Here is a 10,469-nt window from a genome sequence, read left to right as displayed (position 1 = left end):
AAATACAAAACGCCCGATGCGGTGCATCGGGCGTTTTGAGACTGAAACAGGTGTAAACCTATTTCAGGACTAGACACGTTATTTACTCGGCAATCTGCAACTTGCGCGATTCCGTATAGATGTAGCGCACCTTCTCGTACTCGAACGGCGAGTTCATCTGGCCGTAGCGGAAGCTGGTCTGGTAACGCTTGTCGACGGCGCGCAGGGCCCAGATTTCCGGGTGGTTGGAGCTGACTTCAGCCACGTTGAGGAAGTTGATCTGGTTCTCTGCGGTGTAGTCCACCAGCAGCCCGGTGGTGTCGCGCAGGTTCGACGGGCCGAAGATCGGCAGCACCACATACGCGCCGCCTGGCACGCCGTAGAAGCCCAGGGTCTGGCCGAAGTCTTCGCTTTGGCGCGGCAGGCCCATGGCGGTGGCCGGGTCCCACAGGCCGGCGATGCCGATGGTGGTGTTGAGCAGCAGGCGGCCGGTGGTTTCCAGGGAACGATGGCCCTTGAGCTGCAACAGGCTGTTCAACAGGTTGGGCACGTCGCCCAGGTTGTTGAAGAAGTTGCTTACGCCGGTGCGCAGGAAACTTGGGGTGACGTAGCGGTAACCGTCAACCACGGGCAGGAATACCCATTGGTCGAAGCGGTAGTTGAAGTGATACACGCGGCGGTTCCACGACTCCAGCGGGTCATACACGTTGAGTGCTGTGAGGGAGGAGCGCTCGAACTCGCGTTGGTCCAGGCCCGGGTTGAACTTGAGCTTGGTCAGCGGTTCCTTGAAGCCATCGGAACCGACCACGGTGGGTTCGTGGGCTTTGCTGTTGTCGGCATTGGCCACGCCTGCGCACATCAAGGCGGCAAGCAGCAGAAGATATTTAGCCACGGAAGAACTCCAGCATGGCGTCGGCGTTGACGCGGTAATTAAGGTTGCCGCAATGGCCGCCCAGCGGGTAGACGGTCAAGCGATCGCCGAAGGTTTTACGCAGGAACCCGAGGTCGCCGGGGCCGAGGATCACGTCGTCGGCGTTATGCATCACCGCGATTTTCGGGCTGCTGTGCAGGTAGTCCTTGAGGGCGTACAGGCTGACCTGATCGACCAGTTGCAGCAGGCTGCCGCCGTCGGAGCGCGCACGCCACATTGGGATCACTTGTTCGGTGAGGTAGCAATCGAAGTCACATTGCAGTGCACGCTTGAGGAATGGCGTGAGGCTAGTGCTTTCGGTGATCGGGTATTTGGGCGGGATGATCAGGCCACGGCGGTTGATCAGGTCCGAGGTAAAGGCGATGTCGGCCGCCGAGAAACGGAACGAGGTGCCGATCAGCATGGCCATCTGTTCGTTGGTCAGGTGCTGCTTGGACTGCTGGAAGTCGTAGAGCAGGGCGTCGTTGAGGTCGATGTAGCCCTTTTGCTGGAAGTAGCGCGTCAGCTTGTTCAACACCAACTCATAGAAGGTGGTGGTGTTGTTGATGCCCTTGACCTCGGTCTGTACCAGCTTGTCGAGGTTGGTGATCGAGGTGTAGAGGTTGACCGGCGGGTTGAGCAGCAAGACTTTCTTGAAGTTGAAGCTGCGACGGGTCTCGTCGAGCTTGCTGACAAACGCCGCGTCCAGGGCGCCGAGGCTGTAGCCGGTGAGGTAGAAGTCGGTCACCGGCAGCGAGGCATTCTGTGCACGCACGGCCTGCATCACGCGGTACATGTCCTCGGCGTCTTCCTGGGTGATCCCCGGAGTGGCGAAGCGCGAAGCCGAGGCAATGAAGTCGAAGCTGGTCGGCGACGACAGCTGCACCACGTGGTAGCCGGCCTGGTAGTAGAGTTTCTTCAGGTATTCATTGATGCTGCTGTCAAACCGCGCGCCGGTGCCGGCGATGAGGAAGATCAGCGGTGCGGCACGGTCCTGCTTGGCGATGCGGTAGGTGAGCTTTTTCACCGCCCAGAAGTTGTCGGGCAGGCTGAACTCGCGCTCTGGGCGCATGTTCAGGGTGTAGTCGGACTGGTTGATCTCGTCATCGGTCGGCAGCTTGGGCCGAAGTTCTGGCGGGGTGGTGGCGATGGTCGCTTCGAACGGGTTCGTCAAAGGGAAGCCATAGGTGGCCGGGTCGACATCGACGGCCAGTGCTGACGCACTCAAAAAAAGGCTGCCCAGCAAGGCAGCACAGCGCAAGGAACGGAGCATGACTTAATCCCTAAGAGGAAACGTGCTGAATGAAGTTCGCAGGCTATGACCACCGCGTTGCTACCGAAGTGCCAGCTGTCAGCACGAAAAGTCGGAAAATAACGTCAGAATCGGGGTAATAGTAGCCAGACGATACACTTTGGCACGCATTGGTGAACACTAATTGTGTGTATGCACCTTGCTAACGGCCGCCGGGGCATTAAGCTGAGCGCCGTTTTTGCCTATCGGAGTGCCCCATGTCCCGCCGCCTGCCCTTGATTTTGCTGCTTATTGCCCTGCCGTTATGGCTGGCTGCCAGTTATGGCGCGCGTTACGGTTTTATGGAGGACGGCCGTTGGGTTGGCCTGTGTGCCGACGAGGCCAGCCGCTGGGAATGCCAGGTGCGGTCGAACCTGGGGTTGATGATTCACTTCAAGGTGTTGGGCTGGGCGGCACTGGTGACGGCGGTGCTCGGGTTTTTTGTGTCGGGCCGTGCAGGCTGGGGTTTGGCAGTGCTGGGGATGGTGTTCGGGTTGCCGGCGTTGGCGTTGTACAACACTACTTTTGCGGTGTTTGCGGTGGTGATTGCAGGGTTGCGGTTGGTCAGGAAGCCTCGGGTTGCCTGATAGGGCCAATCGGGGGCAAGCCCCCTCCCACATTTGACTGTATTCACACGTTGAAATGTGTGAACCCGGTCCAGTGTGGGAGGGGGCTTGCCCCCGATGGCGGTGTTAAGCCTTACGCACCCGCAAGCAGCGCCACAAGGCTGCAACCATCAACAGGCTTACTACCGCCCAACCCCACGCCTGCTGATTCAACAGACCTTCGCGGTACAGCTGCGGCGCAATACCCGCACCGATGATAAACGCCAGCAGCGCGATTTCCCGACGCGGTCCGGTCACCGGCCGCACCAGGTACACCAACGCCGGCAACACCAGCGCCGCACTCGGGAAGCTGCGGTAGCGCGGGTCAAATACCAACGACAGCATCATCACCGCGCCGGCAAACCCGGCGATTGCCACCAGCCAGCCGGCCCGCTGTTCCAGCCAGTTAAAGGCCCGCTCGCGCCAGCCGTCCCGGGCGCTCAGTGCCAGGGCGGCGTGAGCCAGTACCAGCAGGTTCAGCGCCACCAGCAACCCGGCCCACACCCATTCATCATTGAAGCGTGCGGTCACGCGGGTCAGTTCGGCCCAGGTGCCGATGGAGCCGGCCGCCACCGCGCCCAGCAATGGCAACGCCAGCGCGGCGCGGCTTGTGCGAACGCGGCCACCGAGCACCAGCGTACCCAGCAGGATCAGCCCGCCCACACCCAGCCAGAGCGGCCAGTACGGCACGTTGGTCACCGGGCCGGCGAGGATGCCCTTGTCCTGACGGTCCGCATCAAACAAGCCCCAATACCCGCCGACCGCACCTTCACTGGCGCGTTTCCACGGCTGGTCAAAGGCTTCGATCAGGTTGTAACGCCAGCCATTGGCCTCGGCCATCGCCACAAAGCCACGCATGAACTTGGCTTCGTTGACTCGGCTCGGCACCGCAGTTTCGCGCTGGCGACCTTCGCTGGGCCAGCCGGTCTCACCGATCAGGATGTCCTTGGGCGCGAATTTGTCGCCGAAGGTCTGACGCACATCGCCCACATGCTTGAGGGCCTGGTCGATGCCGGATGGGTCATCTTCCCAGTAGGGCAGCAAGTGGATGGTCAGGAAATCCACCGCCGGCGCGATTTCCGGGTGTTGCAGCCAGAACTCCCAGACGTCGGCGTAGGTGACTGGCTGCTTGATCTGGCTTTTGACCTTGTGGATCAGCTTCACCAGCTGCGCGGCCGTGACTTCCTTGCGCAGCAGGGCTTCGTTGCCGACGATCACCGAGGTCACCACTTCCGGGTTGGCGTTGGCCGCCGCGATCAACTCGTCGATTTCTTTTTCAGTGGCCACCGGGTCACTGCTGACCCAGGCGCCGGCCATCAGCTTCAAACCATGTTTGCGCGCCATCTCCGGCAGGGCTTCGAGGCCGGTCATGGAGTAGGTGCGAATGCATTCAAAGCGGGTGGCCAGCAGCGCCAGGTCGGCGTCCATGCGCTCGGGGCGCAACTTGAACGGCTGGTCGAAGGGCGATTGGTCTTCGTCGAACGGGGTGTAGGAGGCGCATTGCAGCTTGTGGCTGGCGCTGGCGACGTCCGGCAGTACGACCGGGCGGCCGAGGCCATACCAGTAGGCGACCAGGGCCAGCAGGCCGAGGATCACGGCGAAGAAATAGGGCAGGGCAGGGAAGCGGGCATTCGCGGGCATGGTCGGCTTATCTGGGGGAGCAAAGGCGCGCATCTTACCCGGATTTGCCGCGTCTCAGTGGGGCTGCATAATTTTGACATGCAAAGTTCGGGCGGGATTTTGACGTCAAGCCCTACAAAACGTCCTACTGGCTATGTGATGTCGTTTCTTGCTTGTATGAGGTCGCTGACAGAGCAGGTCGAAGGCCCGCGCAGGTTGATGATCGAAGTGTCAGCACTCCACTGATGTCGCCGCCACCGGATCGATGCGCGTGAAGGGGGCGCGGTGCACCACATAACAACAGGTTGACGTCGCTCGGCATCCGCCGGGCGCAGCACTTTCGGGGAAGTACGATGAAGATGCGACGACTCTTGGGCGCAGCTGCCACTCTGGTAGTTGCGATGAGCTCCACACTGGCCAGCGCCGACAGCAAAACCCTGAGCATCGGCTACGTGGACGGTTGGTCCGACAGCGTTGCCACCACTCACGTGGCGGCAGAAGTGATCAAACAGAAGCTCGGTTATGACGTGAAACTGCAAGCGGTCGCCACCGGGATCATGTGGCAAGGCGTGGCCACCGGCAAGCTCGATGCCATGCTCTCCGCCTGGCTGCCCGTGACCCACGGTGAGTACTGGGCCAAGAACAAGGACAAGGTGGTCGACTACGGCCCCAACTTCAAGGACGCGAAGATCGGCCTGATCGTGCCGGAGTACGTCAAGGCCAAGTCCATCGAAGACCTGAAGACCGACACCACCTTCAAGAACAAGATCGTCGGTATCGACGCCGGTTCGGGCGTGATGCTCAAGACCGACGAAGCCATCAAGCAATACGGCCTCGATTACAAGCTGCAAGCCAGCTCGGGCGCCGCGATGATCGCCGAACTGACCCGTGCCGAAGACAAACAGGAATCCATTGCGGTCACCGGTTGGGTGCCACACTGGATGTTCGCCAAGTGGAAACTGCGTTTCCTCGACGATCCAAAAGGGATTTATGGCGCTGCTGAAACCGTCAACAGCATCGGCAGCAAGGGCCTGGAGAAGAAAGCGCCGGAAGTCGTGGCCTTCCTGAAGAAATTCCAGTGGGCGTCCAAGGATGAGATCGGCGAAGTCATGCTGGCCATCCAGGAGGGCGCCAAGCCTGACGCGGCGGCCAAGGATTGGGTGGCCAAGCACCCTGAGCGTGTAGCGGAGTGGACCGCTAAGTAACATCCCCTGATGTAACCCTGTGGGAGGGGGCTTGCCCCCGATTGCGGTGTGTCAGCTATACATGTGTTGGCTGACACACTGCTATCGGGGGCAAGCCCCCTCCCACATTTATTTCACTCTCCGCAAATCCTCCTGCGCCTTCACAATCCCTCGCTACACTCGATCTAAGACTAAGGTCGTCTGGAACCTCTCCTGCAGCCGAATACAGTGGATACGTTCCAAAATAATAAAAAGCTGTGCTGCGAGGATAAAAACAATGAACGACAGCATTTACCTCTCGATTCAAAACAGCCCGCGTTTCAAGGAGCTGGTGAGAAAAAGGGAACGATTCGCCTGGATTCTCTCGGCAATCATGCTAGGGCTTTACTCCGCTTTCATCCTGTTGATCGCCTACGGGCCACAAGTGCTGGGGGCCAAGATCAGCCCCGGTTCGTCGATTACCTGGGGCATTCCCCTGGGCGTCGGGCTGATTGTGTCGGCCTTTATCCTGACCGGCATCTACGTGCGCCGGGCCAATGGCGAGTTTGACGACCTGAACAATGCGATTCTCAAGGAGGCTGCGCAATGATCCGGCGTCTACTGGCTATATTCGGCGTTTCGCTGTTTGCTCCGGCTGTTTGGGCGGCGGACGCATTGACCGGTGCTGTGCAAAAACAACCGCTGAACATCTCGGCCATCGTGATGTTCGTTGCGTTTGTGGGGGCTACGTTGTGCATCACTTACTGGGCGTCCAAGCGTAACAAGTCTGCAGCCGACTACTATGCGGCTGGCGGCAAGATCACTGGGTTCCAGAACGGCCTGGCGATTGCTGGCGACTACATGTCGGCAGCGTCCTTCCTGGGCATTTCCGCACTGGTTTACACCTCCGGCTACGACGGCCTGATCTACTCGATCGGCTTCCTGGTGGGCTGGCCGATCATTCTGTTCCTGATCGCCGAGCGCTTGCGTAACCTGGGCAAGTACACCTTTGCCGACGTGGCGTCGTACCGCCTCGGGCAAACCCAGATCCGCACCCTTTCGGCGTGTGGTTCGCTGGTAGTAGTGGCGTTCTACTTGATCGCGCAGATGGTGGGCGCGGGCAAGCTGATCCAACTGCTGTTCGGCCTGGACTACCACGTTGCGGTGATCCTGGTGGGCATCCTGATGTGCATGTACGTGCTGTTCGGCGGCATGCTGGCGACTACCTGGGTGCAGATCATCAAGGCAGTGCTGCTGCTGTCCGGTGCCTCGTTCATGGCGCTGATGGTGATGAAGCACGTCAACTTCGACTTCAACATGCTGTTCTCCGAGGCGATCAAGGTTCACCCCAAAGGTGAAGCGATCATGAGCCCTGGCGGCCTGGTGAAAGACCCGATCTCGGCATTCTCCCTTGGCCTGGCACTGATGTTCGGTACTGCTGGCCTGCCGCACATCCTGATGCGCTTCTTCACCGTAAGCGACGCCAAGGAAGCGCGTAAGAGCGTGCTGTATGCCACCGGCTTCATCGGCTACTTCTATATCCTGACCTTCATCATCGGCTTCGGCGCGATCCTGCTGGTCAGCACCAATCCGGCGTTCAAGGATGCTGCAGGTGCTTTGTTGGGTGGTAACAACATGGCGGCGGTGCACCTGGCCGACGCGGTGGGTGGCAGTATCTTCCTGGGCTTCATCTCGGCCGTGGCCTTCGCCACCATCCTTGCGGTGGTTGCAGGTTTGACTCTGGCCGGCGCTTCGGCGGTGTCCCATGACCTGTACGCCAGCGTGATCAAGAAAGGCAAGACCAACGACAAGGATGAGATTCGCGTGTCGAAGATCACCACCGTGGCCTTGGGTGTGTTGGCGATCGGCCTGGGTATCCTGTTCGAAAGCCAGAACATCGCGTTCATGGTCGGCCTGGCGTTCTCGATTGCCGCCAGCTGTAACTTCCCGGTGTTGCTGCTTTCCATGTACTGGAAAAACCTCACCACCCGGGGCGCCATGATCGGCGGCTGGCTGGGCTTGATCAGTGCCGTGGGCTTGATGGTGCTGGGCCCGACCATCTGGGTCTCGATCCTGCATCATGAGAAAGCGATTTTCCCGTACGAATACCCGGCGCTGTTCTCGATGATCATTGCGTTCGTGGGTATCTGGTTCTTCTCCATCACCGACAAGTCGGCGGCGGCAGAGAAAGAGCGTGCGCTGTACTTCCCGCAGTTTGTGCGTTCGCAGACTGGCCTGGGGGCGAGTGGGGCGGTAAACCACTAAGGGTGTAGCTGGACAGGGAAATGCCCCGGTCGAAAGGCCGGGGCATTTTTTTATGCCTGGGGGGCTGTGTTGGCCGGGCTGGCCTCATCGGGGGCAAGCCCCCTCCCACCGTTAACCGAGTACATCCCTTGGAGCACAGTCCAATGTGGGAGGGGGCTTGCCCCCGATAGCGGTCTGCCAGGCCACACAAACAAAAACGGCCTCCACTAAGGGAGGCCGTTCTCGGTACAACTAAGCCAAGTGCTTACTTGCGATCTTCCAGCTTGGTAATGTCACGCGACTCGTAGCCGGTGTACAACTGGCGCGGGCGGCCAATCTTGTACGGGCTGGAGAGCATTTCTTTCCAGTGGGAGATCCAGCCCACGGTCCGCGCCAGGGCGAAGATCACGGTGAACATGCTGGTTGGAATGCCGATCGCCTTGAGGATGATCCCCGAGTAGAAGTCGACGTTCGGGTACAGCGAGCGTTCGATGAAGTACGGGTCGGTCAGGGCGATCTCTTCCAGGCGCATGGCCAGTTCGAGTTGCGGATCGTTCTTGATGCCCAGTTCCTTCAACACTTCGTCGCAGGTCTTTTTCATCACGGTGGCGCGCGGGTCGCGGTTCTTGTAGACCCGGTGACCGAAGCCCATCAACTTGAACGGGTCGTTCTTGTCCTTGGCCTTGGCGATGAACGTGTCGATGTTGGACACATCGCCGATTTCATCGAGCATGGTCAATACGGCTTCGTTCGCACCGCCGTGGGCAGGGCCCCACAGTGCGGCGATACCGGCGGCGATACAGGCAAACGGGTTGGCGCCCGAAGAGCCTGCCAGGCGTACGGTAGAGGTCGAGGCGTTCTGTTCGTGGTCGGCGTGGAGGATGAAGATCTTGTCCATCGCAGCGGCCAGCACCGGGCTGATCGGTTTGATCTCGCACGGGGTGTTGAACATCATGTGCAGGAAGTTTTCCGCGTACGTCAGGTCGTTGCGCGGGTACATCATGGGTTGGCCCATGGAGTACTTGTAAACCATCGCGGCCAGGGTCGGCATCTTGGCAACCAGGCGGATCGCGGAGATTTCGCGATGCTGCGGGTTATTGATGTCCAGGGAGTCGTGATAGAAGGCCGACAGGGCGCCGACCACGCCGCACATGACGGCCATCGGGTGGGCGTCGCGACGGAAGCCGTTGAAGAAGGTCTTCAACTGCTCGTGAACCATGGTGTGGTTCTTCACGGTGCTGACGAACTGGGCCTTTTGCTCGGCTGTTGGCAGTTCGCCATTTAGCAGCAGGTAGCAGGTTTCCAGGTAGTCCGACTGTTCGGCGAGTTGCTCGATCGGGTAGCCGCGGTGCAGCAGAATGCCATTGTCACCATCGATATAGGTGATCTTCGACTCGCAAGAGGCGGTCGACATGAAGCCTGGGTCGAATGTGAAACGGCCCGTGGCCGTCAGGCCCCGTACGTCGATAACATCGGGACCAACGGTGCCGGTTAAAATGGGCAGCTCGACGGGGGCTGCGCCCTCGATGATCAACTGCGCTTTTTTGTCAGCCATGTGGCCTCCTATTTATGCTTCAAATCATCAGACAGACCCCCCACGCAGGGCCCGCACCACTATATTGATATAAATCCAGATGTCAATTTGCCTAAAGTCTTGCGCCAGAAGGCTTTAACCGGACTTTTTCCTCGAAATTGACTGCCGTTTACGCCTTTTATCCCGCCAGCGCAATCAGCTATTAGGGTGAGGAGCGCGCGTTGTCATTAGTAACCTAACTGTCTATACTCGGCCACCGACCGCCAAGGGCTTTTGGGCTTGCTTTCATTGGGGGTCGCACTCCCTGGGTGGTGCTTACCTGACCAGTCGCACTCCCCAACAACTTTGCCCTGATTGTTAGGGGCTCTTCAGTGTGAAAAAAAGCCGTGAATAGCCAACGACCTGTAAACCTAGACCTAAGGACCATCAAACTCCCCATCACCGGCGTTACGTCGTTCCTGCACCGTGTTTCCGGCATCATCCTGTTCCTGGGCTTGGGCATCATGCTTTATGCATTGAGCAAATCCCTGGGTTCCGAGGAAGGATACGCCGAGGTGAAGGCATGCTTGACCAGCCCGCTGGCCAAGTTCGTAGCATGGGGCCTCCTGTCTTCTCTTCTGTATCACCTGGTAGCCGGTGTGCGCCACTTGATCATGGACATGGGCATCGGTGAGACGCTGGAAGGCGGCCGCCTGGGCTCGAAAATTATCATCGCCATTTCCGTGGTGCTGATCGTTCTGGCAGGAGTTTGGATATGGTAACCAGCGTTACGAACCTTTCGCGTTCGGGCCTCTATGACTGGATGGCACAACGTGTGTCTGCGGTCGTTCTCGCGGCTTATTTCATTTTCCTGATCGGATACCTCGTCGCAAACCCGGGCATCGGCTATGAGCAATGGCACGGCCTGTTTTCCCACAATGCGATGCGAATCTTCAGTCTGCTGGCCCTTGTAGCCCTGGGCGCACACGCCTGGGTCGGCATGTGGACCATCGCGACCGACTACCTCACGCCGATGGCGCTGGGCAAGTCCGCGACAGCAGTACGTTTTCTCTTCCAGGCAGTCTGCGGCATTGCGATGTTCGCTTACTTCGTCTGGGGTGTGCAGATTCTTTGGGGTATCTGA

At 59.4% G+C, this 10,469-nt stretch carries 10 protein-coding genes; 6 read left to right on the top strand and 4 right to left on the bottom strand.

The window, feature by feature from the left end; genetic code table 11:
• Positions 1-82: 82 nt before the first annotated feature.
• Positions 83-871: an MlaA family lipoprotein gene (locus AC0IYH_RS28490; RefSeq protein ID WP_122773097.1), complete on the bottom strand. Its 789-nt coding sequence runs from the start codon at positions 869-871 to the stop codon at positions 83-85.
• Positions 864-2,162, bottom strand: a complete 1,299-nt coding sequence (locus tag AC0IYH_RS28485) for a serine/threonine protein kinase (protein WP_116629670.1) — start codon at positions 2,160-2,162, stop codon at positions 864-866. Before AC0IYH_RS28485 ends, AC0IYH_RS28490 begins: the two co-directional genes overlap by 8 nt.
• Positions 2,163-2,398: 236 nt before the next feature.
• Between AC0IYH_RS28485 and AC0IYH_RS28480 the strand changes: the two genes are divergently transcribed.
• Positions 2,399-2,767 carry a hypothetical protein gene (locus AC0IYH_RS28480; protein ID WP_471837342.1) on the top strand — a complete coding sequence of 123 codons (369 nt, stop codon included), beginning with the start codon at positions 2,399-2,401 and terminating at the stop codon, positions 2,765-2,767.
• A 105-nt stretch (positions 2,768-2,872) separates the two neighbouring features.
• Here the strand turns inward: AC0IYH_RS28480 and AC0IYH_RS28475 are convergent, their stop codons facing one another.
• A complete protein-coding gene (locus tag AC0IYH_RS28475) occupies positions 2,873-4,426 on the bottom strand; it encodes a glycoside hydrolase family 17 protein (RefSeq protein ID WP_471837340.1) in 1,554 nt (517 codons plus the stop codon).
• A gap of 332 nt (positions 4,427-4,758) precedes the next feature.
• Here AC0IYH_RS28475 and AC0IYH_RS28470 point away from each other — a divergent pair, with 332 nt between their 5' ends.
• The 3 genes from AC0IYH_RS28470 (at position 4,759) to AC0IYH_RS28460 (ending at position 7,833) form a co-directional block, all read left to right on the top strand.
• Positions 4,759-5,610, top strand: a complete 852-nt coding sequence (locus tag AC0IYH_RS28470) for a glycine betaine ABC transporter substrate-binding protein (protein WP_116629673.1) — start codon at positions 4,759-4,761, stop codon at positions 5,608-5,610.
• 256 nt (positions 5,611-5,866) lie between these two features.
• Entirely contained in the window at positions 5,867-6,178 is a 312-nt protein-coding gene (locus tag AC0IYH_RS28465; protein WP_003190001.1) for a DUF485 domain-containing protein, read from the top strand.
• On the top strand, positions 6,175-7,833 hold the full coding sequence (locus AC0IYH_RS28460; RefSeq protein ID WP_122773100.1) for a cation acetate symporter: 1,659 nt from the start codon (positions 6,175-6,177) through the stop codon (positions 7,831-7,833). The genes AC0IYH_RS28465 and AC0IYH_RS28460 overlap by 4 nt, the downstream gene beginning before the upstream one ends.
• A gap of 244 nt (positions 7,834-8,077) precedes the next feature.
• On the opposite strand, the gene gltA is transcribed toward AC0IYH_RS28460, so the two are convergent.
• Complete coding sequence (gene gltA / locus AC0IYH_RS28455; protein ID WP_116629675.1) at positions 8,078-9,367, bottom strand: citrate synthase; 1,290 nt, start codon at positions 9,365-9,367, stop codon at positions 8,078-8,080.
• A 365-nt stretch (positions 9,368-9,732) separates the two neighbouring features.
• Between gltA and sdhC the strand changes: the two genes are divergently transcribed.
• Together sdhC and sdhD are read left to right on the top strand one after the other, a co-directional pair.
• Positions 9,733-10,107 (top strand): succinate dehydrogenase, cytochrome b556 subunit, encoded by a 375-nt coding sequence (sdhC, locus tag AC0IYH_RS28450; protein WP_003190005.1) that lies wholly within the window; start codon positions 9,733-9,735, stop codon positions 10,105-10,107.
• The gene (gene sdhD / locus AC0IYH_RS28445) at positions 10,101-10,469 is read left to right on the top strand and encodes a succinate dehydrogenase, hydrophobic membrane anchor protein (RefSeq protein WP_032889156.1); all 369 of its coding nucleotides are present in this window, start codon (positions 10,101-10,103) and stop codon (positions 10,467-10,469) included. The genes sdhC and sdhD overlap by 7 nt, the downstream gene beginning before the upstream one ends.

This window comes from Pseudomonas sp. AC463 (assembly GCF_979253585.1).
Note: the sequence above shows the minus strand (reverse complement) of the source record. Positions and strands in the feature narration are given on the sequence as shown.

What these genes read in the sequence shown, in the direction of transcription:
- AC0IYH_RS28475 (WP_471837340.1), bottom strand. Translation starts at nt 4,426, where the DNA reads ATGCCCGCGAATGCCCGCTTCCCTGCCCTGCCCTATTTCTTCGCCGTG.
- sdhD (WP_032889156.1), top strand. Translation starts at nt 10,101, where the DNA reads ATGGTAACCAGCGTTACGAACCTTTCGCGTTCGGGCCTCTATGACTGG.
- gltA (WP_116629675.1), bottom strand. Translation starts at nt 9,367, where the DNA reads ATGGCTGACAAAAAAGCGCAGTTGATCATCGAGGGCGCAGCCCCCGTC.
- AC0IYH_RS28480 (WP_471837342.1), top strand. Translation starts at nt 2,399, where the DNA reads ATGTCCCGCCGCCTGCCCTTGATTTTGCTGCTTATTGCCCTGCCGTTA.
- AC0IYH_RS28470 (WP_116629673.1), top strand. Translation starts at nt 4,759, where the DNA reads ATGAAGATGCGACGACTCTTGGGCGCAGCTGCCACTCTGGTAGTTGCG.
- AC0IYH_RS28485 (WP_116629670.1), bottom strand. Translation starts at nt 2,162, where the DNA reads ATGCTCCGTTCCTTGCGCTGTGCTGCCTTGCTGGGCAGCCTTTTTTTG.
- AC0IYH_RS28465 (WP_003190001.1), top strand. Translation starts at nt 5,867, where the DNA reads ATGAACGACAGCATTTACCTCTCGATTCAAAACAGCCCGCGTTTCAAG.
- AC0IYH_RS28460 (WP_122773100.1), top strand. Translation starts at nt 6,175, where the DNA reads ATGATCCGGCGTCTACTGGCTATATTCGGCGTTTCGCTGTTTGCTCCG.